This is a genomic window from Natrinema pellirubrum DSM 15624 (assembly GCF_000230735.2).
Classification (GTDB): Archaea; Halobacteriota; Halobacteria; order Halobacteriales; family Natrialbaceae; genus Natrinema; species Natrinema pellirubrum.
In genome coordinates, this window is sequence record NC_019962.1 from 2,011,163 (window position 1) to 2,035,242 (window position 24,080).

Genomic DNA, 24,080 nt, shown 5'->3' on the forward strand with positions numbered 1-24,080 from the left:
TTATAGTTTCAATGTTATTGCCGATCCGAGCGGAGGCTCGGTCTCGAGTACGGAGTGCGTTGTGGCCGTTGCGATCGGAGCGACCGTGAAGTGGCAGTCACGAGAAGTCCGCGAGCGACGTTTGCCCGCTCGGGCGATCGTCGCCGGAAACCGCCGGGTACGGTTCGTCGTCGGTTGCGTCGGCAGTGGATTCGTCGTCGGTCGACTCGAGGCTCGACCCCCCGTCAGTACTGTTCCCGCCCCCTTCCCAGCTCTCGAGGCTGGCCTGATCGGCGGCCGCGAACTCGAGGTTGGCGACGCGGACGCCGACCTTGCGGACGGGCTCGGCCTCGAACTCGGTGAAGAGGTCCCGTGCCACGCGGTCGACCAGTTCGGGGTCGTCGACGGGGCCGGGCAGTGACCGCTCGCGGGTGTTGACGTCGTACGGCGGCGTGACCGCCTTGACGCCGATGGTTCGGTACAGCGCACCCTCCCGGCGGGCGCGGTCGGCGACGGCCGCCGCGAGCGTCTCGATCTGGTCGTACTTCGGCTCGGGTTCCGCGACGGCCTCGGCGAAGGCCGACTCCCGCGAGAAGCTCTTAGGGTCGCCCTTTGGCTCGACGCGGCGGTCGTCGTCGCCGCGTGCGCGGTCGTACAGTTCTCGGCCGCGCTCGCCGAAGCGCTCGACCAGCGGCTCCGGGTCGGCCGCCGCCACGTCGCCGGCCGTCTCGAGGCCCATTGCCCGAAGCTCGCGGGCCGTTACCGGGCCGACGCCGTGGAGCAGGTCGACCGCGAGCGGGGCGAGGAACTCCCGGATCTCGTCGGGCCGGACGACGGTGAGCCCGTCGGGTTTGTCGAAGTCGCTGGCGATCTTGGCCGTACTCATCGTCGGCGCGACGCCGACGCTGACGGCCACGCCGACCTCCCGGCGGATGCGGTCCTTGACGTGCCGGGCGAAGCCGTCGGCGACCTCCCACGCCGTGCGCTCGGTCACGTCGAGGTAGGCCTCGTCGATGCTGACCTCCCGGACCACGTCCGCGCAGTCGTGGAGGATCTCCCGGACGTCGGCCGCGACCGACTCGTAGTAATCCATGTCGACGGAGCGGTAGTAGCCGGTTTCCGCGCGGTCCGTCTCCCCGTCTAGGTCGCCGGCCTCGGACGCCGCGCGTCTGGGCAGCCGCTCGAGCGCCGTCGAAATGGCTTGGGCGCTCTCGACGCCGAACTCGCGGGCCTCGTAGCTGGCGGTGGCGACGGCACCGACGGTCTCGCCGGGTTCGTACCCCATGCCGACGACGACCGGCTCGCCCCGGAGTTCGGGTTCGCGCAGTCGCTCGCAGGACGCGTAGAAACAGTCGGCGTCGACGTGACAGACGATCCGGTCCTCGTCGGCCTCGCGCTCGACGCCCGGCAGCCGGGGCCCGTCGGACATTCGTCTACCGATCGATTCGTCCGGACGGACGTGAACGTTGCGCCCGCCGACGGCGGACACGGTCTCCCCGGATCGCCGCCGCTACAGCTCGTAGGCCATCATCACCTCATCGACGTACTCGCCGTCGATGGTGTAGTGGTCCTTGCGGATCGCCTCGGTGTCCCAGCCGTGGACGGTCAGGAACTCGAGTGCGGTGTCGTTGACCACGGGAACGCTGTTGTAGAGCTTCCGGTAGCCGTTGGCCTCGGCCCACTCGATCCCGCGTTGCAGGAGCGTACTCCCGATCCCGTGGCCCCGGTAGGCCTCGCGGACGCCGACGGTCTGCTGGGCGACCTCCCGGACCGGTTCGACCCGGTGGAGATCGAGGTGCGTCCAGCCGACGACCGCGCCGTCGACGGTCGCGACGAAGAACTGGCGGGTCTCGATCGCGTTGTGTCTGGTGACGGTGTCGTCGTAGAGCAGTTGTTCGGCGACCGTCTCGGCGACGACGTAGGTGTCCTCGGCCGTGACGTCCCTGATCGTCTCGATCAGTCCGTCGAAGTCGTCCTGTCTTGCGGGGCGGACGGTGACGGTGAACTCGTCCAACTCGTGTTTCTCGACGGCCCCGAACTCGAGCGCGAGTCGGAGGGTTCCGCCGTCTTCCGCGAGATAGCCGTCCTGCTTTAGCTCCTCGAGACGGGTCTGGAACTCCTCGACCGGGAGGGAGACGATCTCGCGCAGTTTGTGCCGTTCGACGGTCCCGTGGCGCTCGACGTACTCGTAGAGACGCCGGCTGGCATCGGAATCGAACGTCGGCCGCTCGAGCGCGTCCATACGACCGCTACGGGCGACCACCGCTTATTCCTTGCCCATCGGTACCTATTGACACAATAATCCGGACGGAACCGCCGAACGGACCCGACAGCGTAGTTAGTTGTACTCCCGCCACCGGTTCCCGCACTCGGTACACTTGAAAAAGCGCGTCGGCGGCTCGTCGGCCGACGCGGTCTGTTTCAGCGTGTACCACGCTTCTTCGGCACCGCACTCGTCACAGATCACGTCGTTTGCCTTCGGTTTCCCCTCGAAGTTGGCGTTCTCGTCGGACTCGATCACGTCGTCGTCGGTCTGGGACTCCGTCGTGACGAAGGCGTCTTCCTGCTCGCGGTCGCGCTCGCTCGAGGCCCCGCAGTCGTCGTTCGTACAGACCATGCGGTCACCGCGAGCCTTCATCATCGAGCCGCAGTCGTCGCAGAATTGCATACCCGGCCGGTACGTGCCCGAGCGGCAAAAACACTCGAGATCGACGGGTCACCGCTCCCGGTCGCCCGCCTCGTCCGCGAGGACGAACGGGCAGTCCGCGACCCGAACCGTCTCGATCGTCGGCACCGCCAGGATCTCGGCGTCCGCGTGGGTGCAGGCGACGTCGGGCGGCTCGGTGAGGTATTCACAGCCCTGACAGTAGGCTCGCTTGTCGACCTCGCGGACCTCGCTGTCGGCCGCGTCCGTCGGTGCCGGTAGATTATCGCCCTCGAGTTGCTCCCAGAGTCGGTCGGCGTCGATATCGGCGGTGTCCTGCCGATCGAATAGGTCGTCGAACTCGGTCGTCTCAGAGGCGCTGTCGTCCGGTTCCGCGGCGGCCGAGGCGGGATCACCGAGAGAACCGGCATGGTTGTCCGATTCGGAATCGTCGGACTCGAGCGGTGCCGAGTCCGCATCGTGAGTGATCTCGATTCCGGCGTCTCCGGCCGCGGATTCGGCTCCGGCGTCCGTCTCGAACTCGCTCTCGTCGTCTCCGGTGTCGTCAGTCATCGGACTCACCGCCGGTCTCGGGGCCGGTGCCGTCGTGCGTCGCCACTGCCGAGTCGGTCGATTCGGCCGTCGGCGTCGGGTCGTCCTCCGTTGCGGCTGCGGCCGCGGCGGTCACCAGCCGCCGACAGATCTCGTCGCGACTCTCGCCGCGCCGGGCGGCTTCGTCGGCCAGCCAGTCGTCGGCCTCGTCGGGGACGGCAAAGGAGACGGCGCGCTCATCGTGGTTTCGGCTGGACATCTGTCCGTATTTGGGATATCGAGCGTATAAGCGTTGGTCCGAACTCGAGCGCTGAGCCGCGCCGCCGGTCACCTGATCTTGCGGACGTTGCTGATGTCGAAGCCGCCGTCGTGGATCTCCGTCTCGAAGCGGACGATATCCTCGTCCTCGAGTCGGGAGAGGACGCCCCGGAACTGCTCGACGACGAGGGTGCGGGCGCGTTCGGAGCCGCCGCTCTCCCACTCGAACAGCAGCGTGCCGTCGGTAGCCTCCTTGAGCCGGCCGAGTTCCGTCGGACCCAGCAGTTCGGCGTTGACCAGCAGGAGGATGACGCCGCCCCAGCGATGCGAGGCGCGTTTGAGCCCCTTCAGCAACACGGTCAGGTCGGACCAGTCCAGTCGGTCGTCGGCCGCCGCCACGAGGTCGGTGACCGAATCGATCACGACGAGGTTGTCGGTGGCGTGGTCGGTCAGGTACTCGCCCAGCGCCTCGAGGACGTCAGTACGTTCGTTGTGGCTGCCGAGTTCGGTGATGTCGGCCATCCCGTCGGCGTACCAGTCGGTCGGCACCGGCGTCAGCTGGAAGTACTCCTCGGCGAGTTCGACGAACCGGACGTCGTCCATCCCCGCGTCGACGAGGGCCTCGTCCATGACGAACTGCATCTCCTCGACGACGGCGCTCGGTTCGTCGGTAAAGGAGACGTAGTGGACGTCCTCGGGCAGGGTCACGTCGGACTCGAGGTCACCGTAGTAGAGGTCGAAGAGATCGGGGTCGGCCTCGACGAGTCCGTTCATCACGGCGCTGGTGTAGCAGAACTCACGTGCGCCGGCACCGGACTCGCCGGCCAGTAAAACGACGCTGCCGGTTGGCGCGCCGCCACCGATCATCCGATCGAGCCGCGAGACGCCGAGCGGCATCCGTTTCATACGGGGTCGTTCGCTCGCGTCCCTTTACCGGTTGCGGCCGACCGTTTGCTCTCCGCTCCCTCGCGTCGCTCGGCAAAAGGTCGATCAAAAGCCACCTCCCTCCCTGCCGCTCGTTTCACTCGCTTCAGGTCGGTCGTCGGCCCGCTCGCTCATTGACTCGCGGCCGTCGGCCGCTCGTCTTACCGCGGCGCTACGCGCCGCGGTTTCGTTCGCTCGCGGTGACAATATCTCCATCACTATCGGCGACCGACATCCGTCTCGACTCGAGCCCCACTCTCGGCCGCTTCGGCGAGGATCACGCGACCCTCGAGCCCGCGGTCCGCGAGCGCGTCCCGAGCCGCGGCCGCAGCCTCCTCGGCGTGGCGGGTATCGGTCACGCCGTAGACGACCGGCCCCCACGACGACTGGCCGACGCCCGAGAGGACCGGACAGTCCTCGAGCGCGTCGACGAGTTCGCCCGCGGGCGGCCGGAAGACCCCTCCCTGTGCGTCGGCGTACCAAGCACCGTTCTTGCGGCCGATCTCGGCGACGGCCTCGCCGAAGGGCTCGAGGCCACCGCCGGCCGCGGCGGGCAGCAGTTTCCGGGTGACGACGCCGGCGATCTCGTCGGCGATCGCGGGGTTGGCCCGCTCGACGACCGCGCGCATGCTCTCGTCCTCGTCGTCGCCGCTGCGGCCGGGCTCGGCGTCGGGGACGACGACCAGAAAGCGCCAGTCATCGGGCAGGTCGTGGCGGGCGACGACCGGCGGCACCGTCCAGTCGCCCTCCGCCGGCGGCTCCGTGGTGAAGCGGTTCGTCGGGTGGCCGGCGTCGACGACGAACCCGCCGCCCTCGAAGGTCGCGACGCCGACGCCGCTGCGACCGCCCCGCCCCATCGCGGGCGCGTTCTCCCGGACCCGCGGCTCGAGTCCGTGGGCCCGTGCCGTCGCCGTCAGCACTGCCAGCGCGAGTTGGGTGCCGCTCCCGAGGCCGACGTGGCGTGGCAGCCGCTCCTCGAGCGCGACCGCGACGCCGGGGAGATCCAGCACGTCGACGGCGCGACGGGCGTACGTGGCGGCGAGCGGATCGTCGGTCACGACATCGGTGGCGGGTTCGGCGGTGACGGTCACCCGCGGCTCCGCGAGCCCGATGCCGATGCCCCCGTAGAGCCGCCCGCGGGCAAGCGACAGGTTCTGGAAGCCAACGTGGAGTCGCGCCCCGGTGCTGACGGTCGCGCTCGGCATGATCGTGGCCTCGCTACGGATCCCCCCGGCAAGGGGGTTTCGACGGTGGCAACGCCTGACGATGGCTCTGACGGTCCACTCGACGGGACCGTGGACTTGGGGCAGCGGGACACAGCCGATACCGATTCCGCAGACACGCTTCCACGATGGCGCGTCCCGACGCCTCGGCAATCGTGCCAGCCTGTGACGAGGCCGACCTCTCCCTGCGGCTACGCCGCGAGGGTACGGTCGTCTACGATCCGACCTGTCCCGTCGGCAGGAGCGGGTCGGCTACGCGGGACTGTTCCTGACGTATCCGGTCGGCCACCTCGAGTACATCCTGCCATGGCGGTCGCAGACCGGGACAAGAGTTGCCGCTGACAGTCATTGCACACCTGCTCACACGACCGCGCTGCGATCAGTGTGTCAATCGTTTCAGCGGCTACGATCCTTTTGAGCGCGTGGGTCCCTGCGTCGGTTCCGATCCGTCGCTGCTCGCAGCCGTTGGCCTCGCGGACGAACGTATTCGGCTTTTTCCGAGTTTCCGAACCATTGGCCGAGAAAGGGTAACTTATACCGTTTCGATGCGACGTGAGACCATGAGCAGCGATACCGAATTCGACTACGGCAAGGACGAGGAGTTACGTAGTCGCGAGGTGACCGAGGGCGCGGACAAGGCCCCACACCGCGCGATGTTCCGGGCGATGGGGTTCGACGACGAGGACTTCGGCGCGCCGATGATCGGCGTTCCGAACCCCGCGGCCGACATCACACCGTGTAACGTCCATCTGAACGACGTCGCCGACGCGGCCCTCGAGGGCGTCGACGAGACCGGTGGGATGCCAATCGAGTTCGGAACGATCACGATCTCGGACGCCATCTCGATGGGGACCGAGGGGATGAAGGCCTCGCTGATCTCCCGGGAAGTGATCGCCGACTCCGTCGAACTGGTGTCGTTCGGCGAGCGCATGGACGGGCTGGTCACGATCGGCGGCTGTGACAAGAACATGCCCGGAATGATGATGGCCGCGATCCGGACCGACCTGCCCTCGGTCTTTCTCTACGGCGGCTCGATCATGCCCGGCGAACACGAGGGCCGGGAGGTCACCGTCCAGAACCTCTTCGAGGGCGTCGGTGCCGTCGCCGACGGCGAGATGAGCCCGGACGAACTCGACGAGATGGAGCGCAACGCCTGCCCAGGCGCGGGCTCGTGTGGTGGCATGTTCACCGCGAACACGATGGCCTCGATCTCCGAGGCAATCGGCTTCGCACCGCTTGGCAGCGCCAGCCCGCCCGCCGAAGTCGAGTCGCGCTACGACGTCGCCCGCGAGGCCGGCGAGATCGCCGTCGAGGCCGTCGAAGCAGGGCGGAAACCCTCCGACTTCCTCAGCGAGGCCTCTTTCGAGAACGCCATCGCCCTGCAGGTCGCCGTCGGCGGCTCGACCAACGCCGTCCTCCACCTGCTGGCGATGGCCGCCGAGGCCGGTGTCGACTTAGACATCGAGACGTTCAACGAGATCAGCGCCCGCACGCCGAAGATCGCCAACCTCCAGCCCGGCGGCAAGCGCGTGATGAACGACCTCCACGAGGTCGGCGGCGTGCCGGTCGTCCTGCGTGAACTGCTCGAGGCCGACCTGCTCCACGGCGACGCGCTGACCGTTACCGGCGAGACGATGGCCGAGGCCATCGAGCGGGCCGACCCGCCCGCGATCGAAGACCTCGACGCCGACTTCCTGCATACTGTCGACGACCCGATCCACGAGCGCGGTGCCATCCGTATCCTCACCGGCAACCTCGCGCCCGAGGGCGCGGTCATCAAGATCACCGGCGAGGACCACCTCCACCACGAAGGACCGGTTCGGATCTTCGAACAGGAAGAAGACGCGATGGCCTACGTTCAGGAAGGCAACGTCGAATCCGGCGACGTCATCGGGATCCGCAACGAGGGGCCCCGCGGTGGCCCCGGCATGCGAGAGATGCTCGGCGTCACCTCAGCCGTCGCCGGCCAGGGCCACGCCGAGGACGTCGCGCTCTTTACCGACGGCCGCTTCTCCGGTGCGACCCGCGGGTTCTCTATCGGCCACGTCGCCCCCGAGGCGGCGGCCGGCGGTCCCATCGCTGCCCTCGAGGACGGCGACACGATCACCATCGACATCGACGACCTCGAACTCTCCGTCGATCTCTCCGACGAAGAGATCGAGCAGCGACTCGCGGACCGGGAACAGCCCGACCGCCAGTACACCAGCGGCGTGCTGGCGAAGTACGGGCAGGCCTTTGGCTCCGCGGCCAACGGCGCGGTGACAAACCCCGGCGTCAAAGACGACTAACGGACACGTTCGGCCCACTGAGCGAGTGAGGGACTTCCTTGTCGGCTCCGCTCGAGCCACGACGATCGGTCCCTTCGATTTCCTGCACCGGTCTTTCCCGCCCTTGTCACCGACTACCGACTAGATTCCCGTATGCGTAAATACTGTCTCGAGTGCGACTGGCAGGTCAGCACCGCCGACGGCTACACCGAAAAGGAGGTGTCCGAAGCGGCGATCGACCACTTCGTCGAGACGGGACACACGGTCGATTCGCTGCGACTCCCGCCGCCCGTACTCCGGCAGAACTGATCGATCGGCCGCGTCGTCGCTCAGCCGCGGCGCTCGAGGACCCGATCGATGATCAACCGGGTCGAGAGCAATTGGTCGTCGTCGGTCTCGCGGGCGCTTGCGCGACGGACCTCGCAGTCGATCCCCCGCCGCTCGAGTTCGGTTGCGATGGCCTCGTCGTCGTGGTGCTGATCGTGGCCTAGCGCGATCACGTCGGGATCGATCTCCTCGATCGGAACGAAGATGTCCTCCTCGTGGCCGAGCAGGGCCTCGTCGACGGCCTCGAGCGCGCCGACTACGTCCCGGCGCTGGGTCGCCGGACAGATCGGCTTCTCCTTGTGATCGACGTTCGTCTTGCGGGCGACGATCACGTAGAGTTCGTCGCCCATCGCGGCGGCTTCCGCCAGGTAGTGGACGTGGCCGGGATGGATGATGTCGAAGGTCCCCTGCGCGATGACGGTCCGGCTCATGTCGCCCCCGCGGTCGATCCGGCGGTACGTGGTTTCCGTGGCGATCCCGTTGTCGGTCCGGTACGTGGCATCGTCTCGAGCATAGCGAGTCTCGTCATCGCAGTTCCTCGTCGATATCCGCCTGCGTGAAATCGAAGAAGTCCTCGGTCTCGGGCAGGTCGATGTCGATCACGTTCAGTCCGGTCGGCTGGCCCTTCGAATCGAACGCCTTCCAATCGGTCCGGCGGTAGGGCGCGCCGATGATGACGTGAACGCTGCCCCGGCCGAAGGTGTCCAGGTCCGCGTTACTCGGGCTGATGACGCCGTTCGGATGGGAGTGGATGCTTCCCAACGCCTTCACGTCGTTGGGAATCTGGTTCGTCTTGACCGTCGCGCTGACGCTGTTTGACTCGGTGCCAGGCACCACGAGGATGTCCGTGATGACCAGCCCCTCGCGGTCCAGTCCCAACCGGTCGGCCTCGGTCCCCCGGAGAAACCCCATGTACTCGTTCGGGTGGGTCTCCTCCGAGGACTCGAGGGCGAACTCGAGCGTTTCCTCCGCGATGCCGAGGATCTCGCTCGAGCGAAACAGCGCGTCGAACAGCCCCATGGTCTACGCTGGGGCCTTGCGGTTGCTAAACGTTCCGATGCGTCGGTTCCACCCGGGCGTCGGATTCGGACTCGCTCGTCGACCGCGCCGCGGGTGAAGCAGCCGGTTTTATCGGCGGTTGTTCAAAAACGATATCAGTTCTGACTGATCAATATAGTGCGATGCCCTCTCGGCGTTCGGTGCTTGCCACTGGTATCAGTGTTCTCCCGACCGTGATCGGAGGATGTGCCTCGTTACCCGGACTTCGGGATCCGGACGGAGCCGACTGGTCAGCGTCGGTTCCCGAACCGGGTACCCTCTCACCTCCGGTCGCTACCGAGGGAGTCGTCGTCGCCGGCGGACGCCGCGACGACGATATAGCGTCGGGGCGACTGAAGGCGTTCGATACCGAGACGGGCGAACGCCAGTGGGAGTTCGATTTCGGGCGGATGACCGGACTCACTGCCGCCGACGGTACCGTGTACGTCGGCGAGAAGCGGGGATCGAATCGGGCGCGGATTCTCGCGTTCGATGCCCGGACGGGCGACCGACGGTGGACACAGCGGGTCGCCAATCTCTCGTCGGCAATGACCGTCGCGAACGGGACGCTGTACACTGCAAACGGCGGGCTCGCAGCGATCGAGACCGACGGCGGGACGATTCGGTGGGAACGGTCCGGCGTCGCCGAAACGGGGTTTACCGTCGTCGCCGCCCCGGACGACCAGCTGGCGGCCGACGATCACGCGGTCTATTTCGCCGACGCGGACGGAGTCGTTGCGCTCTCGACGACCGACGGAACCGCCTCGTGGCGGTGGCGCCCCGAGCAGTGGGAGGCGCCCGCCGTCGGACCGACCCCGATCGGCGACGCGGTCTACGTGGGCGGCGGCAGTGACATCGTCGCGCTCGACGAGGCGGACGCCACCGCTCGATGGCGGACGTCGTTCGGGCGGGCCGCCGGAGTCACGGGGTTCCACACGACCGAGTCGTCGCTGCTCGTCGCAGAAGGCACGGACGAAGCGCCGTCGGATACCTTCGGAACGGTGTACGAACTCTCGTTGAAAGACGGCGGCGAACGATACGAGATGCGGTTCGACGCGCCCGTCACCCAAACGGCGTCGACGGCGACGACGTTTATCGTCGGGACGAACGACGGAACGGTGGAATGGACCGACGGTGCGTCGTTCTTCGAGCAGTTCGAAACGACGCTGCCGACCGGCAACTACGTACTCGGTGGGGCCGGCGAGCGCGCGTTCGCCCAAACCAGTGAGGGGACGCTCTGGACCCTATCGCCTCCCGCGTGAGAGCCGGTCGGTCGTATCTCGTTATCAGTAGGGGACCCGGACACGGACCGAGGACGTATAAGTGCCTATTCCGGGACGATCGTCAGGTCGGGAAAGTACGTCCGATAGAACGCAGTATCGAAGCTAATCAGTACATCGGCGTCGGCGGCCGCATGACCGCCGATAACGAAGTCAGCGGCGATGTGTTGTCGTGGGGAGAGATCGTCGCCACAGTCCGTACAGTCGACGCTCTGTGTCGCACCACAGGACGGGCACTGGAGTCCGTTCGGTCGCCGACCGGTGTAGCGCTGGAAGCGCTGTCCCGCCCGGAACAGTGCTTCACGCGACGGATCCGAGCGCTGAATACTGAAGTCCTCGAGGAATCGATCGAGATCGGCCGTCGTCTCGAAGTGACCATCGGCCGCGAGTTCGGCGTAGACGACTGACGACACGACGATCCGACCGTCTCGATAGGCGCGTCGGAGCGCGCGTTCGCTGGCATCGGCGTAGTCGTCTTCGTACAGCAGTGCAAGTAACGCGTTCGTATCCACCGCCGTTATCACTGCTCGGCCCTCGACTCGCTATCCGTGCCCTCATCACCGATATCACGAGGGTATTCGCCGCGGAGTCGTCGCATCCGTTCCGGCATCGTCTCATCGCTATCAGCGCTGCCACGGTACTTCTCGAACGGATCGTCGCCGTCTGTCGTCGTCGGTTCCTCCTTGCGGATCTCGTATCCCGAAGCGGTTTCCTCGAAGGAAATCTCGTCACCCGGTTCGATTCCGAGTCGATCACGGATCTCCTTCGGGATCGTGACCTGTCCTTTCGTCGTAACGCGTGGCACGAGTATACATTCTCGGTAATACTCTATCAGTATTACGGTGCCGTACTCGGATCGAACCGACACGATAGCGGCCCGGGATGGCTGCTGTCCCGTATCCGAAACCCCCACGGCGAGCCGCCATCCCTTCTTGACAAGGGTTATACGCGACCGCCTCAAACGACGATTCAAGATGACGCGTGACTCCGCCGGGGAACCCGGCGCAGACGACGGGGATTCCGTCGTCTACGATCTCGCCCCTGACTGTACCGCCGACGACGTCGAACAAGGCCGTCCCTATCTCGCGACGATCAACGGCATCGTCGACTACGGCGTCTTCGTCGATCTCTCCGACTCCGTCTCCGGACTCGTCCACGAATCCGTCCTCGAGGGCACCTACGCCGTCGGCGACGAACTCGTCGTCGAACTCGAGAGCGTTCGCGAGAACGGCGACATGGCCTTCGAGCCGGTCGACGTCGGCGACGATCACGAGACCGAGTCGGTCAGCCGCGACTACTCGCTGACCGGCACCGACGGCCTCGAGGCCTCGATCGGCGACCAGGTCCACCTCGAGGGCGAGGTGACGCAGGTCAAACAGACCGGCGGCCCGACGATCTTCCACGTCGCCGACGAGAACGGCGTCGTTCCCTGTGCCGCGTTCGAGGAGGCCGGCGTCCGCGCCTACCCCTCGATCGAGGTCGGCGACGTCGTCCGCGTCACCGGCACGCCGGAACACCGCGAGGGCTCGGTCCAGATCGAGGTCGAGGGCCTCTCGAAACTCGAGGGCGAGGACGCCGAAACGGCTCGCGAACGCCTCGAGGCGGCCCTCGAGGAACGAGCCGAACCCCACGACGTCGAGCCGCTGATCGACTGGCCGGCCTTCGAGAAGCTCCGCGAGGACCTCGAGGAAGTCGCGCGACTGCTGCGCCGGACCGTCCTCGAAGGACGCCCGATCCGGGTCCGGCACCACGCCGACGGCGACGGCATGTGCGCCGCCGTCCCCGTCCAGATCGCGCTGCAGCGCTTTATCGCCGATGTCCACGAGGACGCGGACGCGCCGCGTCACCTCATCAAGCGGCTGCCGGCCAAAGCGCCGTTCTACGAGATGGAAGACGCGACGCGGGACCTGAACTTCGCGCTCGAGGACCGCGAGAAACACGGCCAGCAGCTTCCCCTCCTGCTGATGCTCGACAACGGCTCGACGGCCGAGGACGTTCCGGCCTACGAGACGCTGGCCCACTACGACATCCCGATCGTCGCCGTCGACCACCACCACCCCGACCCCGACGCGGTCGGCGACCTGCTCGACGCCCACGTCAACCCATACCTCCACGACGAGGACTACCGGATCACCACCGGGATGCTCTGTGTCGAACTCGCGCGGATGATCTATCCCGACCTGGGCGAGGAACTCCGCCACGTCCCTGCCGTCGCCGGCCTCTCGGACCGCTCGAAGGCCGACGCGATGGACGACTACCTCGAACTGGCAGCCGAGGAGGGCTACGACGAACAGCGCTTGCAAGACGTCAGCGAGGCGCTCGACTACGCCGCCTTCTGGCTGCGCTATAACTCCGGCGACCAGCTGATTCAGGACCTGCTGCAGGTCGACAGCGACGACGACGCTCGCCACCGCGAACTCGTCGACTTCTTCGCCGAGCGCGGCCGCGAGGAGGTCGACGAGCAACTCGGGGCCGCGATGCCCCACCTCGAACACGAGACCCTCGAGAACGGGGCCCATCTCTACCGGATCGACGTCGAGAACTACGCCCACCGCTTTACCTACCCCGCGCCGGGCAAGACCACCGGCGAGATCCACGACCGCAAGATCGAGGAGACCGGTGACCCGGTCATCACGGTCGGTTACGGCCCCGACTTCGCCGTGCTTCGAAGCGACGGCGTCCGGCTGGACATCCCGAACATGGTCTCGGAACTCGAGGCCGAGATCGCGGGCGGTGGCGTCTCCGGCGGCGGCCACCTCGTCGTCGGCTCGATCAAGTTCGTCAGCGGCAAGCGCGAGGAAGTGATCGACGCCTTAGTCGAGAAGATGGCCGAGGCCGACATCGACGAGGCGCTCTCGAGCGCGGCCCCGATCGACGACTGACGCCGGGACAGCCGTCGGTGGAACCGCACCACTCGAGTCGAACGAGGCTCTTCTTTCGGACGTCGGACCGTGGGTCAAGCGAGCGACGGCTGCGGTAACACGGAGTCAGCAGGGACGGCGTCTCGCCACCACTATATTGGTGTCGTCTCAACTGAGCGATCAGTTCTCATGACACATCCCACCGAAGGCGAGACGAGAACGTTCGAACGGACGTTTACCGTCGAAGACGTACGGCAGTTCGCGGACCTCTCCGGTGACGACCAACCGCGGCATACCGAACCGGACGACGATGGGCGCGTGATGGTCCAGGGGCTGTTGACCGCGACGCTACCGACGAAACTGGGCAGCGATAACGAAGTGTTGGCCAGTACGATGGAGTTTAACTTCCATCAGCCGGTCTACACCGGCGAGCCGATCACGTGTCGCTCGACGTTCGACACGGTCATCGAACGGGACGACCGCTACGAATTCGTATCGGATGTGGTCTGTGAGAATTCGGCCGGTGAAACCGTCCTGACCGCAACGACTGAAGGCCTCATCTGGAAAGACGAGTAACGCAAGCGAGAAACGAGCGCATCGAGTGGTGACCGGGCGTTCGGGTATCGATTCGACGACGACACTGTACTTGACCGATCAGTCGGCACCGTGACGCGGCGTGTAGCCACAGTCGTCACAGACCAGTGACTCGTACCGAGCCGCGAGCGGTCCCGAACAATCGGGACACTGATAGTCAATTTCGAGTGAGCGTTGGGTTACTGCCATACTCGAGGCGAATACCTGGACGAATATAAACTCGGCTATTATGCCGGTAGAATAATATAGTAATTCTAGAACACCGCCGAGAGTAGCCGCTGAAACGACTGACACACTGATCGCACCGCTGTCGTGTGAGCAGGTACGCAGTGACTGTCGGTGGCTACTATCGGACGACGGAAATCGGATCGACACTGGGCGGGACGGCCGTGAGTCGTCAGAACTGATAGCGGCGTTCGTCGTCCATCGAGGGGTACTGGTCCGCACCGGTCATCTCTTCGAAGGTCATCCCCGAGAGGTACTCGTCGTAGGTCACGTCGTAGGCCGTCCGCAGTTGGAAGTCGAGCTTGCCCGTATCGACGGTCGACTGGAAGAGCATGTGGATGGCCCGCCGAACGAGTTCGTCCGTCTCCTCGGGCTCGAGGGCCGTCTCGAGGAGGGCGAGTTCGTTGCGCGTCTCGCGGTCCAGCGAGAGCGCCAGTTCGTCGCCGATGTCGGTGTAGGCGGCCGTTACGTCGTCGTTGAGATCATCGAGGCTCATACCCGTGGGGACTCGAGCGGGCCGGATAGGCCTTTCCAGTTCGAGCCGGACCGCACCGCCGGGAGCCGATATCGGAGCCGCCCCATTGCGACACTGACTTACAGCCGACGGCGTAACCCCAGCCGATGACAGCAGGGGACGGGGCGCAGCTACCCGACGACCGCGGGGCGGTTCGCGAGGCGCTGATCGAGTGGTACGAGGCCGACCACCGGGAGTTCCCGTGGCGGCGGACGGACGACCCCTATGAAATCCTCGTCAGCGAAGTGATGAGCCAGCAGACCCAGCTCGGTCGGGTCGTCGAGGCCTGGGAGGGGTTCCTCGAGCGCTGGCCGACGACAGCCGCCCTCGCGGCGGCCGACCGGGCGGACGTGGTTGGCTTCTGGACCGACCACAGTCTGGGCTACAACAATCGGGCCAAATACCTCCACGAGGCGGCCCGGCAGGTCGAGGAGGAGTACGACGGCGACTTTCCCGACACCCCCGCGGAGCTACAGGAGCTGATGGGCGTCGGTCCGTACACGGCCAACGCGGTCGCGAGCTTCGCCTTCAACAACGGGGACGCGGTCGTCGACACCAACGTCAAGCGAGTCCTCTACCGGGCGTTCGACGTGCCAGACGACGACGCGGCGTTCGAGGACGCGGCGAACGACCTCATGCCGGCGGGCCGCTCCCGAGTCTGGAACAACGCGATCATGGAACTGGGCGGGGTCGCCTGCGAACAGACGCCCTCGTGTGACGAAGCCGGTTGTCCGTGGCGCGAATGGTGTTCGGCCTACGCTAGCGGCGACTTCACCGCCCCCGACGTCCCGACCCAGCCGAGTTTCGAGGGGAGCCGCCGGCAGTTCCGCGGTCGCGTGATCGGCACCCTCCGCGAACACGGCGAACTCGAGATCGATATGCTCGGCCATCGCATCCGCGTCGACTACGTCCCCGACGGCGAGTACGGCCGCGAGTGGCTGACCGGCCTGCTCGAGGACCTCGAGGCCGACGGGCTGGTCGAGTTCGACCGCGACGGTGCGGACGGACCCGTCGCTCGGCTGCGACGGTAGTTGTGTTCCAATCGTGTGGAGAAATCGGCGAGAACGGCGGCGACGGAGCGCCGTGGTTTCGTATTCCCTGTCAGCCAAATATCGGTTCTTGGCCACCTAGAAGGAAGACACGCAGGGACTTGTACTTGACCGGAAATTACAGGAATTGAGAACGCACCGATATCGTTTCGTCTCTTCGTAGAGAGTCCCCACCCGACGGTAGTGTTAAAATTCGTATACTACTGGCCAGTAGTCTCCCATAGAACGGCCACACCCCGCATATCGACCCGGCTGAAATTAGATTCGACATGACAGTCATCCGATTTGGGTGGCGGGAAAGGCTACCGGTAGCGAAATCCGTCTATACGTCTTCGTGGTGGGGTTCGGTGATGACCACAGTCGTCGAACTCGAGATTCCGGCAGCGCGACTCGGCTTCGACCGGACCTTCGATCGGGTATCGACGTTCGAGTTTCAGGTCGGGGGGATGATCGGTGACTCGCCGCCGCTGATCTGGGCCAGCGGTCCGGATCGGGACGCCGTCGCCCGGGCGCTCGAGGCCGATCCGTCGGTCGACGTAATCGCCAGCCTCGGCGACGGCGGGGAGTCGCCGACCGGCGCGTCCGACGGCGCCGGGACGGACGTCGGCCCGGGCGATCGCTGGCTGTTCAGGACCGAGTTCGGGGACGCGGCGAAACTGTTTACCGAGATCGTGACCGACAACGACGGCGCGATCCTGACCGCTCGAGGACGGAACGGTCGGTGGCTGGTGAAACTGCTCTTTCACGATCGGGAGTCGGTGTCGGCGTGTCACGACCTGCTCGAGCAATACGAATACCGGGCGACCGTCACCCGGATCAGCGGCGTCGACGACCTCGCGAGCGCACAGACTCCCCTGACCGAAACCCAGTACGAGACGATCTGCAAGGCCCACGAACTGGGGTATTTCGACGTGCCGAGGGGGGTGACGCTCAAGGAGTTGGCGGCCGAACTCGACGTCTCTCATCAGGCGTTGTCCGAACGACTCCGCCGAAGCCACGCGGCTCTGGTCAGTGCCGAACTCTCCGAGCGGACCGCACCGATGGCGATCGATCCCTGAGTCCGCCGAGCCTCGGTCGACACGCTAGCAGTTTTCCCGACCTCCTGCGCTCGTAAGTTCCCGAGTGAAACATATTTCGCCCAATAATACCCAATAAATTCTCTTTCTATCGGCAGACAATGACGATCTTGTTCCAATAGGTAGATTTATTGCCCGATAGACCAATGATTATTATGTCGGCGAGACGCCGACCGCCCGACGACCGACCGTCGCTGTGAGCGCCGGTGGATCACCCGTACTCAATCACGATTCACGGTCATTCGTGGCTGTATGACCGCGTTGCTATCGGCCGCTCCGGGTCGTTCACGACCCGAGCGTTCGCTTTTGCCGCCACTCACCGAGACACACCGTCGAGGTCAGTATGTTTATCCGTCCGCCTGGTATACAATCACACGAACGTGATCGATCGCGGCCGGACCGACGACCCCGGTGATGCCGCCCGAGACGCGGACGGAGGGGCGATCCCCGCCGAACTGTCACTGGACGACGTCCATCACCTCCTCCAGACGAAGCGCCGGCGGGACGTCCTGCGATACCTGCGGGACGCCGAGGGGTCGGTCCGACTGCGCGAACTCGCCGAACAGGTCGCCGCCTGGGAACAGGAGACGACCGTCGAGGAACTCCGATCCGATGAACGCCAGCGCGTCTACATCTCGCTGTACCAGTCCCATCTGCCGAAACTCGACAATCACGGGATCATCGAGTACGACAAGGATCGCGGCCGGGTCGACTCGACGCCGCGGACCGGTCAGCTCGAGCCGTATCTCGAGGGACCGACCGAAACGGACTCGAGCGACCCGTGGCCCCGTCGGTACGGGGCGACCGTCGGGCTCGGTACTGTGTTCCTCGGCGCGGTGGCGGCCGGGCTCGCTCCGATCGACGGGCTCGTCGCCGCGGGACTCGTTTTGGGTTCGTTCGCAGCCGTAACGGCCGCACACGCGTGGACCGGCTCGTAGGGCGACGGGAACGACCCGGCGACGACCGTCAGTCGGCGCGGGAGTGGGCCGTTCCGGTCCGCTCTCGGGACCGCTCGAGGAGTCGGCCGGCGTGAAAGGCGACCGAGAAGTCCTGCGGACTGGGCAGGGCACAGGCGAGCCACCCGATCGCCGCCGCGGCGACGACCGGCGTCTCCGCGGTCAGGTGGCCGGACAGTCCCAGTCCGAAGACGGGCACGGCGAGCAGGGCGGGCGCGAGCGCCGCGAGGCGGAGTGTCCAGGGCGGTTCGGTACCGGTCGGTCGGGGGTGGACGGCGGCCCACGGCCGTGTCGTGACCAGTGCGACGAGGCCGTCGGCACGACCGGGAAAGTAGGAGACGGCGTACTCGACGCGTGCAAGCCGCAGAACCGCGGCGTGTGACCACTCGTGGGCGACCAGTCCGACCGCTACCGCGATCGCGAGGGCCGATCCAGCAACCACCACGTCCGATCCGATCATGGGGAGCGCGCGACACGTCTGCCGCCCGGAACCGGGCGGCGATCGTCTCACGCGATCGGATCGATGGACTCCCGGTGCAAGGGGGGCCGGCTGTACCAGTTGCCGGCTTAAGGTCACGTCGGGGACCGGTCGGCTCCGCCAGGCAAGGATTAAGTATTGGTTCGTGGTGGCGAGTGCCATGGCCACTGAGACACTCGAGTTCGGTCACGAGGACCGCAAACGGATCTACGAGTACGTCGAGCGACACGGCGCGGTCGATCCCGACGACACGCGGGAACGGTTGGGGATCGATCCGAGCGGCTTCCGACACCACGTCGCGATCCTCAAACGCGACGGGCGACTCGAGAAAGGCGACGGCAAACTCCGGGTGACGATCGACGCCGGTGCCGAGGAGGAGTACGTCTCGGCGGACCTCGAGTTCCACATCCGACCCGCCCGCCAGGAGGACCTGACGGGGATCGTCGGCGCGATCCGGCAAGTTGCCGAAGAACGGACCTACATCGAGGCCGAGAGCGTCGCCGACGAGATCGATCACGAGGAGGCCCTGCTCCGCCACAACGAACTCGAGTCGCGGATGTTCTTCGTCGCCACCGTCGAGGACGACGTCGTCGGCTGGGTCCACCTCTACGCGCCCGAAATCGACAAGCTGAGCCACACCGCCGAACTCACCGTCGGCGTCTTGGAGGAGTACCGTGGCCACGGCATCGGCTCGCATCTCCTCTCCCGGGGGCTCGAGTGGGCCGGTTCGAACGGCTACGAGAAGCTCTACCAGAGCGTTCCCTCGACCAACGAGGGGGCGATCGCCTTCCTCGAGGGTCACGGCTGGGAGACGGAAGCCGTCCGCGAGGACCACTACAAACTCAACGGCCACTACGTCGACGAGGTGATGATGGCTGTCGGACTCTGAGTTGACAGCCCGATTTATCTGACCGCCCCCGAAACGGGGTAGAACGCACGCTGTACTCCCCACGCGGTTCGAGTACGGGTGACGAGGGGAATCGACCGTCGTACGCGACGTGTCCGCCGCTTCCGCCGGCCCGACCGACGCGAGCGACCGCCGAGGTCGGTCGAATCGAAAGACAATTCCTCCGGACGGCGCTATCGGGAGGCATGCTTTCGATCGCGCTTGCCGGGAAACCGAACGCCGGCAAGTCCACGTTCTACACCGCGGCGACGATGGCGGAGGTCGACGTCGCCAACTATCCGTTCACGACGATCGACGCCAACCGCGGGGTGAGCTACGTCCGGACCGAGTGTCCCTGCCTCGAGCGCGAGGACCGTTGTAACGCCGAGAACTGCGAGGACGGCAAGCGCTACGTGCCGATCGAACTGCTGGACGTCGCGGGGCTGGTCCCCGGCGCTCACGAAGGGAAGGGACTGGGCAATCAGTTCCTCGACGAACTCACCAACGCGGACGTGATCGTCAACGTCGTCGACGCCTCCGGCGGCACCAACGAGAAGGGCGAACCGGTCGATATCGGCGACCACGACCCGCTCGAGGACATCGACTTCATCGAGGAGGAGATGGACCTCTGGCTGGCCGGCATCGTCGACCGCAACTGGGAGTCCGTCGAGCGCAAATCACGCTCCCCGGACTTCGACATCGACGACGCGCTGGCGGACATGCTCTCGGGCTTCGGTGCCTCTCCCAAGCAGATCGCGACCGTCCTGCGGGAACTGGACTATCCCGACGATCCGATCCAGTGGGACGACGACCACCGCGAGGAACTCGCACGGCTGGTCCGCGAGCGAACGAAACCGATCGTCGTCGCGGCCAACAAGATCGACGTCGCACCCGAGGAGAACGTCGAGCGCCTGCTGGACCTGGACAAGCCCGTGATCCCGACCACGGCGGAGGGCGAACTCGCCTTGCGCCGGGCCGCCGAGAACGGGCTGGTCGACTACGATCCCGGCGACGAGACGCTCGAGATCGGCGACGACGTCAACGACGCCCAGCGCGAGGCCCTCGAGGGACTGGCAGACACCATGGCCGAGTGGGGCGGCACCGGTGTGCAGGCGGCACTCGACCACGCCGTCTACGACCTGCTCGATCACCTCACCGCCTACCCCGTCGAGGACGCCTCGAAGTGGTCCGACGGGAGCGGCAACGTCCTCCCCGACGCCTTCCTCTTGCCCGACGGCTCGACCCCGGTCGACCTCGCCTACAGCGTCCACTCCGACATCGGCGACGGCTACCTCCACGCCGTCAACGCCAAATCGAACCGTGAGATCGGCGAGGAGTACGAACTCGAGGAGGGAGACGTGATCAAGATCGTCAGCACGGCGTCGTAACGCCGGGCGAAACGGTGTTTTCGTCGTAGCGTCTCGAACGATCTCGATTGCCACCGATCAGCGTGTGTGAATTAGACGAACTCGTCTCGTTCAGGAAATTATTACCTGTCTATTCAGATATTCGCCCAATACGTCGTTAGGCGGACGACTTATCCGGCATAGTGTGGTTGGTCGTTCCATGGTGGACAAGACCATTGCCGCCGACGAGGTCACCCGCGAAGAGGCCGCCGACCAGCTGCGAGCGCTGGCCGACGAGATCGAGGGGACCGGCCAGGCGACGGTCCGAACGGGGAACAAAACGGTCGATCTCACGCCCTCGGAGTCGATCGCCTACGAGGTCGGCGTCCGCGAGCGGTCGTCGATCCTGCGCGGGAACCGCGAAACGGTCACGGTCAAACTCGACTGGAAGCCACCGAAGCCCGCGGAGGGGACCGAATCGGCCGAAGCGGAGTAGCGCGCCGACGGACCCGGTTTCTCGGCCGCGCGATATCGACGACGGCACGGACTATCGCGATCGCTGTCGGGTAGGGTCGTGCTTTTCTCCGACGGCGACCTACACCCCGCATGACCCCACGTCACACGGGCGTTTCCGAGTCCCGACGCGACCGAGCGATGGCGGCACGGTTGGCCACCCTCGAGGAACGACTCGAGGCGGCCGAACGCCAACAGCGGCTGCTTCGGACCACGGTCGCCGGACTCGCTCGCGAGGTCGGCCGCTCGCTGGGCTGTCAGTGCAGTCGCTGTGACGAGAGCTATACGCTGGTCGGGGACGGCTGCATGTACTGTCCTCGCTGTGGCTTCCGGGAGTCGCTGTAGAGCGCTCGAGCCACGGGCGGTCCCGTCGACGGGCCCTCAGAGAAGTCGGCCGAGCGGATCGAACCGGACGGCGGCGACGAGAACCGCCAGGAAGACGTACGAGCCCCGAACGAGCAGCATGGTCGCGAGTTCCGGATCGGCCCGGCGCGCGACAGCGGCGACCGCAGCGAAGGCCAGGACCGCCAGCAGCGCGGTCAGCGGGAAGATCCGCAGGACGGCGAACGCGGTGACGGCGATCAGCGCCGCGGTCATCAGTCCGTAGGCGACGGCGTAGGCGCGGTCGGGGCCGACCGCGACCGCGACCGTTCGCTTCCGGATCGAGCGGTCGTACGCGTAGTCCTGTGCGTCGTCGATCACCTTGACGCCCGACAACAGGATCAGGAAGACGACGGCGAAGCCGAGTGAGACGGCGGTGATCGTCTCGGCCTGGACGTAGAACCCGCCGAGGATCGAGAGGGCGATGCCGAGCGGATAGCCGGTCGTCGCCGTCACGGGGTTCGTGTCGAGTTGGGGTGCGTGGTGGTAAGCGATCAGCCACGTCGGGACGACGACCACCAGCACGAGGGCGTCGACCAGCGCCACGAGCAGGAGACAACAGCCTGCAAACACCGCCGTCGAGGCCGCGAGCCCGAGCCGACAGCCCCGTTCGGTCAGCGGGTGGTCGTCGTCCTCGCCGCGCACGTGGAAGTCGACGTAGCCGTCTTTGACGTGGGCCGTGTAGACCGCCGCGAACATCGCGACGACGTGGACCGCTGCGAGAACCGGGTCGACGCTCCCCGCGAGGATCGCGCCGAACAGCGACGCGGCGATCGGCGGCGTCATGAAGACGGGATGGACCTGTGACCAGTACGCTCGAGCGACCGCGCCCGAACCCGTCCCGCCTCTCGCGAGAGCCATACCCGGACGACAACGAACTGACGGATAATACCTCGGGCGGGCACCGCGGTTCCGAAACACACAATTTGATGTGGTGTGCCGTACCACGAGCGAGCATGACGGACGAGTATACTGGCGCGGATCTCTTCACTGACGCTCTCGAGACCTACGGCGTCGACTACGTCTTCGGCAACCCGGGGACGACCGAACTCCCGATCATGGACGCGATCGGCGACAGCGACCTCGAGTATCGGCTCGGCCTCCACGAGGACATCGCGGTGGGGATGGCCGGCGGCTACGCACAGCGCCGCCGGTATCACGCCCACCACGACGACTCGATCACGCCGGTCGGCGTCGCGAACCTCCACATCGCGCCGGGGCTGGCCCACGGGTTGGGGAACCTCTATGCAGCCAAGATCACCGGCGCACCGCTGGTCGTGACCGCGGGCAATCACAGCACCGACTTCCGCCACGAGGAGCCGATCCTCTCGGGCCGGCTGGCCGACATGGCCCGCGAGTACTGCAAGTGGTCCGACGAGGTACTCGACGTGGACGCGCTGCCGACGATGCTCCGGCGGGCGTTCCGCGTCGCGATGACCCCGCCGACGGGGCCGGTCTTCCTCGGGCTGCCGCTGGACGTGATGCTGGCCGAAACCGACGCCGAACCGGAACGGCTGGGCCCGATCCCCAACGCCGGCGGCGGTGACCCCGGCCAGCTCGAGCGCGCGGCGGAACTGCTGGCCGAGGCCGACGATCCGGTGATCGTCGTCGGCGACCACGTCGCCCGGTCGGGAGCCGACGCCGTCGCCGCGGCGGTCGATCTCGCGGAGGCGACGGGGGCCCGCGTCCACGGGGAGATCCTCGCCTGCGAGGTGGACTTCCCGACCGACCACGAGCAATGGGTCTCCTACCTGCCGACCAACGAGGAGCTGGCCGCGATGCTGATGGATACCGACACGGTTCTGTTCGCGGGCTGTTCGACCAACACGACGCTGACCCGCCACGAGGAGGCGCTGGTCGATCCCGACACGACCTGCATCCACCTCTCCGACGACAGCTGGCAGGTCGGGAAGAACCAGCCCGCCGACGCGGCCGTGATCGGCGATCCGGGGCTCGTCATGCAGGGTATCGCCGAGCGCGTCCAAACGAAGCTCTCCGAGGACGTCGTGGCCGACCGCCTCGAGGGAGTCGCCGAGGTCAAGGAGATGGTCGAGTCCCAGATGGCCGGCTACGGCGAGGCCGACGGGGACGATCCGCGGGCCTCGAAGGCCCAGCTGGTCGATGCGATGGAGCGGGTTGCGGGCGACGCCGCGATCGTCGACGAGGGCGTCACCTCGAAGTACGCCATGCTGACCCGGTGGGACCTCGGCCCCGAGCAGTACATCTCGAACAAGGGCGGCGGGCTCGGCTACGGGCTGCCCGCTGCGGTCGGTGCCGCGGTCGCCGAGGAACAGCACGACGAGCCCCGGGACGTGGTCGGATTCATCGGCGACGGCTCCTACCAGTACTACCCCCACTCGATCTACAGCGCCGCCCGCTACGATCTCGACCTGACCGTCGTCATCTCGGACAACCGCAACTACCGCATCCTCAAGGACAACACGCTCGCGATCATGGGCGGCGAGGAAGACGACTACGACTTCGTCGGCATGGACTTCGAGCCGAACGTCGACCTCGTCAAAAACGCCGAGAGCCACGGCGCGCGCGCCGAACTCGTCGAGACGCCCGATGGGATCGAGGGCGCACTCGAGGCAGCGCTGGACCGTGCGGGGCCGGACGTGCTGGACGTGTTGGTACAGGACTGAGACGGCGGTCCGCGACGGTGTCGAGGGAGGACCGCCGTCTCCCGCGGTTCGGCCGGTAGACACT

General features: G+C 66.4%; 28 protein-coding genes. 13 read left to right on the forward strand and 15 right to left on the reverse strand.

Features of this window, described 5'->3' with window-relative positions:
* Positions 1-97: 97 nt before the first annotated feature.
* The 7 genes from NATPE_RS09660 to NATPE_RS09690 all read right to left on the reverse strand — a co-directional run bounded on the left by NATPE_RS09660 (position 98) and on the right by NATPE_RS09690 (position 5,562).
* Positions 98-1,408 (reverse strand): DNA polymerase Y family protein, encoded by a 1,311-nt coding sequence (locus NATPE_RS09660; RefSeq protein WP_006180666.1) that lies wholly within the window; start codon positions 1,406-1,408, stop codon positions 98-100.
* An 81-nt stretch (positions 1,409-1,489) separates the two neighbouring features.
* Positions 1,490-2,221 (reverse strand): GNAT family N-acetyltransferase, encoded by a 732-nt coding sequence (locus NATPE_RS09665; RefSeq protein ID WP_006180665.1) that lies wholly within the window; start codon positions 2,219-2,221, stop codon positions 1,490-1,492.
* 96 nt (positions 2,222-2,317) lie between these two features.
* The gene (locus NATPE_RS09670) at positions 2,318-2,647 is read right to left on the reverse strand and encodes a transcription factor S (RefSeq protein WP_006180664.1); all 330 of its coding nucleotides are present in this window, start codon (positions 2,645-2,647) and stop codon (positions 2,318-2,320) included.
* Positions 2,648-2,695: 48 nt separating this feature from the next.
* Positions 2,696-3,196 (reverse strand): hypothetical protein, encoded by a 501-nt coding sequence (locus NATPE_RS09675; RefSeq protein ID WP_006180663.1) that lies wholly within the window; start codon positions 3,194-3,196, stop codon positions 2,696-2,698.
* Complete coding sequence (locus NATPE_RS09680) at positions 3,189-3,434, reverse strand: hypothetical protein (RefSeq protein WP_006180662.1); 246 nt, start codon at positions 3,432-3,434, stop codon at positions 3,189-3,191. Before NATPE_RS09680 ends, NATPE_RS09675 begins: the two co-directional genes overlap by 8 nt.
* A gap of 68 nt (positions 3,435-3,502) precedes the next feature.
* Complete coding sequence (locus tag NATPE_RS09685; RefSeq protein ID WP_006180661.1) at positions 3,503-4,339, reverse strand: RAD55 family ATPase; 837 nt, start codon at positions 4,337-4,339, stop codon at positions 3,503-3,505.
* Between the two features lie 236 nt (positions 4,340-4,575).
* On the reverse strand, positions 4,576-5,562 hold the full coding sequence (locus NATPE_RS09690) for a beta-ribofuranosylaminobenzene 5'-phosphate synthase family protein (RefSeq protein WP_006180660.1): 987 nt from the start codon (positions 5,560-5,562) through the stop codon (positions 4,576-4,578).
* Between the two features lie 578 nt (positions 5,563-6,140).
* On the opposite strand from NATPE_RS09690, the gene ilvD reads away from it, so the two are divergent.
* Positions 6,141-7,868, forward strand: coding sequence for a dihydroxy-acid dehydratase (gene ilvD / locus NATPE_RS09695; RefSeq protein WP_006180659.1), 1,728 nt, complete (start codon positions 6,141-6,143; stop codon positions 7,866-7,868).
* Between the two features lie 132 nt (positions 7,869-8,000).
* Complete coding sequence (locus tag NATPE_RS22685) at positions 8,001-8,156, forward strand: hypothetical protein (RefSeq protein ID WP_006180658.1); 156 nt, start codon at positions 8,001-8,003, stop codon at positions 8,154-8,156.
* A 20-nt stretch (positions 8,157-8,176) separates the two neighbouring features.
* Here the strand turns inward: NATPE_RS22685 and NATPE_RS09700 are convergent, their stop codons facing one another.
* Entirely contained in the window at positions 8,177-8,605 is a 429-nt protein-coding gene (locus NATPE_RS09700) for an adenylyltransferase/cytidyltransferase family protein (RefSeq protein WP_006180657.1), read from the reverse strand.
* 94 nt (positions 8,606-8,699) lie between these two features.
* Positions 8,700-9,194, reverse strand: a complete 495-nt coding sequence (locus NATPE_RS09705; protein WP_006180656.1) for a Mov34/MPN/PAD-1 family protein — start codon at positions 9,192-9,194, stop codon at positions 8,700-8,702.
* A gap of 161 nt (positions 9,195-9,355) precedes the next feature.
* On the opposite strand from NATPE_RS09705, the gene NATPE_RS09710 reads away from it, so the two are divergent.
* Entirely contained in the window at positions 9,356-10,474 is a 1,119-nt protein-coding gene (locus NATPE_RS09710; RefSeq protein ID WP_015299002.1) for a PQQ-binding-like beta-propeller repeat protein, read from the forward strand.
* Between the two features lie 65 nt (positions 10,475-10,539).
* Here NATPE_RS09710 and NATPE_RS09715 read toward each other — a convergent pair whose 3' ends face one another.
* Entirely contained in the window at positions 10,540-11,016 is a 477-nt protein-coding gene (locus NATPE_RS09715) for a PIN domain-containing protein (RefSeq protein WP_172637289.1), read from the reverse strand.
* Positions 11,013-11,297, reverse strand: a complete 285-nt coding sequence (locus NATPE_RS09720; RefSeq protein ID WP_006180653.1) for an AbrB/MazE/SpoVT family DNA-binding domain-containing protein — start codon at positions 11,295-11,297, stop codon at positions 11,013-11,015. The genes NATPE_RS09715 and NATPE_RS09720 overlap by 4 nt, the downstream gene beginning before the upstream one ends.
* Positions 11,298-11,466: 169 nt before the next feature.
* Here NATPE_RS09720 and NATPE_RS09725 point away from each other — a divergent pair, with 169 nt between their 5' ends.
* Both NATPE_RS09725 and NATPE_RS09730 read left to right on the forward strand, forming a co-directional pair.
* Entirely contained in the window at positions 11,467-13,374 is a 1,908-nt protein-coding gene (locus NATPE_RS09725; RefSeq protein WP_006180652.1) for a DHH family phosphoesterase, read from the forward strand.
* Between the two features lie 168 nt (positions 13,375-13,542).
* Positions 13,543-13,929, forward strand: coding sequence for a MaoC family dehydratase (locus tag NATPE_RS09730; protein ID WP_006180651.1), 387 nt, complete (start codon positions 13,543-13,545; stop codon positions 13,927-13,929).
* Between the two features lie 78 nt (positions 13,930-14,007).
* Here the strand turns inward: NATPE_RS09730 and NATPE_RS23255 are convergent, their stop codons facing one another.
* Entirely contained in the window at positions 14,008-14,136 is a 129-nt protein-coding gene (locus NATPE_RS23255) for a hypothetical protein (protein ID WP_006180650.1), read from the reverse strand.
* A 208-nt stretch (positions 14,137-14,344) separates the two neighbouring features.
* Positions 14,345-14,668: a hypothetical protein gene (locus NATPE_RS09735; RefSeq protein WP_006180649.1), complete on the reverse strand. Its 324-nt coding sequence runs from the start codon at positions 14,666-14,668 to the stop codon at positions 14,345-14,347.
* A 125-nt stretch (positions 14,669-14,793) separates the two neighbouring features.
* On the opposite strand from NATPE_RS09735, the gene NATPE_RS09740 reads away from it, so the two are divergent.
* From NATPE_RS09740 to NATPE_RS09750, 3 genes are all read left to right on the forward strand, one after another.
* Positions 14,794-15,717, forward strand: coding sequence for an HhH-GPD family protein (locus NATPE_RS09740; protein WP_006180648.1), 924 nt, complete (start codon positions 14,794-14,796; stop codon positions 15,715-15,717).
* Between the two features lie 368 nt (positions 15,718-16,085).
* Positions 16,086-16,793: a helix-turn-helix domain-containing protein gene (locus NATPE_RS09745; protein WP_006180647.1), complete on the forward strand. Its 708-nt coding sequence runs from the start codon at positions 16,086-16,088 to the stop codon at positions 16,791-16,793.
* 398 nt (positions 16,794-17,191) lie between these two features.
* Positions 17,192-17,749: a DUF7344 domain-containing protein gene (locus tag NATPE_RS09750; RefSeq protein WP_006180646.1), complete on the forward strand. Its 558-nt coding sequence runs from the start codon at positions 17,192-17,194 to the stop codon at positions 17,747-17,749.
* A 28-nt stretch (positions 17,750-17,777) separates the two neighbouring features.
* On the opposite strand, the gene NATPE_RS09755 is transcribed toward NATPE_RS09750, so the two are convergent.
* Entirely contained in the window at positions 17,778-18,227 is a 450-nt protein-coding gene (locus tag NATPE_RS09755) for a hypothetical protein (protein WP_006180645.1), read from the reverse strand.
* Between the two features lie 178 nt (positions 18,228-18,405).
* Between NATPE_RS09755 and NATPE_RS09760 the strand changes: the two genes are divergently transcribed.
* The 4 genes from NATPE_RS09760 to NATPE_RS09775 all read left to right on the forward strand — a co-directional run bounded on the left by NATPE_RS09760 (position 18,406) and on the right by NATPE_RS09775 (position 21,335).
* The gene (locus NATPE_RS09760; RefSeq protein ID WP_006180644.1) at positions 18,406-19,134 is read left to right on the forward strand and encodes a GNAT family N-acetyltransferase; all 729 of its coding nucleotides are present in this window, start codon (positions 18,406-18,408) and stop codon (positions 19,132-19,134) included.
* 203 nt (positions 19,135-19,337) lie between these two features.
* Complete coding sequence (locus NATPE_RS09765; RefSeq protein ID WP_006180643.1) at positions 19,338-20,519, forward strand: redox-regulated ATPase YchF; 1,182 nt, start codon at positions 19,338-19,340, stop codon at positions 20,517-20,519.
* 178 nt (positions 20,520-20,697) lie between these two features.
* Entirely contained in the window at positions 20,698-20,973 is a 276-nt protein-coding gene (locus NATPE_RS09770; RefSeq protein ID WP_006180642.1) for an amphi-Trp domain-containing protein, read from the forward strand.
* A gap of 158 nt (positions 20,974-21,131) precedes the next feature.
* Entirely contained in the window at positions 21,132-21,335 is a 204-nt protein-coding gene (locus NATPE_RS09775) for a hypothetical protein (protein ID WP_006180641.1), read from the forward strand.
* 36 nt (positions 21,336-21,371) lie between these two features.
* Here NATPE_RS09775 and NATPE_RS09780 read toward each other — a convergent pair whose 3' ends face one another.
* Positions 21,372-22,232 (reverse strand): UbiA family prenyltransferase, encoded by an 861-nt coding sequence (locus NATPE_RS09780; protein ID WP_006180640.1) that lies wholly within the window; start codon positions 22,230-22,232, stop codon positions 21,372-21,374.
* 95 nt (positions 22,233-22,327) lie between these two features.
* Here NATPE_RS09780 and NATPE_RS09785 point away from each other — a divergent pair, with 95 nt between their 5' ends.
* Positions 22,328-24,016 (forward strand): thiamine pyrophosphate-binding protein, encoded by a 1,689-nt coding sequence (locus tag NATPE_RS09785; protein WP_006180639.1) that lies wholly within the window; start codon positions 22,328-22,330, stop codon positions 24,014-24,016.
* Positions 24,017-24,080: the final 64 nt, after the last annotated feature.

Bases quoted from the DNA above. Each gene is read 5' to 3' on its own strand.
- NATPE_RS09745 (WP_006180647.1), top strand. From the start codon at position 16,086: ATGACCACAGTCGTCGAACTCGAGATTCCGGCAGCGCGACTCGGCTTC.
- NATPE_RS09670 (WP_006180664.1), bottom strand. From the start codon at position 2,647: ATGCAATTCTGCGACGACTGCGGCTCGATGATGAAGGCTCGCGGTGAC.
- NATPE_RS09760 (WP_006180644.1), top strand. From the start codon at position 18,406: ATGGCCACTGAGACACTCGAGTTCGGTCACGAGGACCGCAAACGGATC.
- NATPE_RS09710 (WP_015299002.1), top strand. From the start codon at position 9,356: ATGCCCTCTCGGCGTTCGGTGCTTGCCACTGGTATCAGTGTTCTCCCG.
- NATPE_RS09785 (WP_006180639.1), top strand. From the start codon at position 22,328: ATGACGGACGAGTATACTGGCGCGGATCTCTTCACTGACGCTCTCGAG.
- ilvD (WP_006180659.1), top strand. From the start codon at position 6,141: ATGAGCAGCGATACCGAATTCGACTACGGCAAGGACGAGGAGTTACGT.
- NATPE_RS09675 (WP_006180663.1), bottom strand. From the start codon at position 3,196: ATGACTGACGACACCGGAGACGACGAGAGCGAGTTCGAGACGGACGCC.
- NATPE_RS09755 (WP_006180645.1), bottom strand. From the start codon at position 18,227: ATGATCGGATCGGACGTGGTGGTTGCTGGATCGGCCCTCGCGATCGCG.
- NATPE_RS09665 (WP_006180665.1), bottom strand. From the start codon at position 2,221: ATGGACGCGCTCGAGCGGCCGACGTTCGATTCCGATGCCAGCCGGCGT.
- NATPE_RS09780 (WP_006180640.1), bottom strand. From the start codon at position 22,232: ATGGCTCTCGCGAGAGGCGGGACGGGTTCGGGCGCGGTCGCTCGAGCG.
- NATPE_RS09770 (WP_006180642.1), top strand. From the start codon at position 20,698: ATGGTGGACAAGACCATTGCCGCCGACGAGGTCACCCGCGAAGAGGCC.
- NATPE_RS22685 (WP_006180658.1), top strand. From the start codon at position 8,001: ATGCGTAAATACTGTCTCGAGTGCGACTGGCAGGTCAGCACCGCCGAC.
- NATPE_RS09735 (WP_006180649.1), bottom strand. From the start codon at position 14,668: ATGAGCCTCGATGATCTCAACGACGACGTAACGGCCGCCTACACCGAC.
- NATPE_RS09740 (WP_006180648.1), top strand. From the start codon at position 14,794: ATGACAGCAGGGGACGGGGCGCAGCTACCCGACGACCGCGGGGCGGTT.
- NATPE_RS09685 (WP_006180661.1), bottom strand. From the start codon at position 4,339: ATGAAACGGATGCCGCTCGGCGTCTCGCGGCTCGATCGGATGATCGGT.
- NATPE_RS09775 (WP_006180641.1), top strand. From the start codon at position 21,132: ATGGCGGCACGGTTGGCCACCCTCGAGGAACGACTCGAGGCGGCCGAA.
- NATPE_RS09690 (WP_006180660.1), bottom strand. From the start codon at position 5,562: ATGCCGAGCGCGACCGTCAGCACCGGGGCGCGACTCCACGTTGGCTTC.
- NATPE_RS09660 (WP_006180666.1), bottom strand. From the start codon at position 1,408: ATGTCCGACGGGCCCCGGCTGCCGGGCGTCGAGCGCGAGGCCGACGAG.
- NATPE_RS23255 (WP_006180650.1), bottom strand. From the start codon at position 14,136: ATGGCAGTAACCCAACGCTCACTCGAAATTGACTATCAGTGTCCCGAT.
- NATPE_RS09700 (WP_006180657.1), bottom strand. From the start codon at position 8,605: ATGAGCCGGACCGTCATCGCGCAGGGGACCTTCGACATCATCCATCCC.
- NATPE_RS09705 (WP_006180656.1), bottom strand. From the start codon at position 9,194: ATGGGGCTGTTCGACGCGCTGTTTCGCTCGAGCGAGATCCTCGGCATC.
- NATPE_RS09730 (WP_006180651.1), top strand. From the start codon at position 13,543: ATGACACATCCCACCGAAGGCGAGACGAGAACGTTCGAACGGACGTTT.
- NATPE_RS09680 (WP_006180662.1), bottom strand. From the start codon at position 3,434: ATGTCCAGCCGAAACCACGATGAGCGCGCCGTCTCCTTTGCCGTCCCC.
- NATPE_RS09725 (WP_006180652.1), top strand. From the start codon at position 11,467: ATGACGCGTGACTCCGCCGGGGAACCCGGCGCAGACGACGGGGATTCC.
- NATPE_RS09765 (WP_006180643.1), top strand. From the start codon at position 19,338: ATGCTTTCGATCGCGCTTGCCGGGAAACCGAACGCCGGCAAGTCCACG.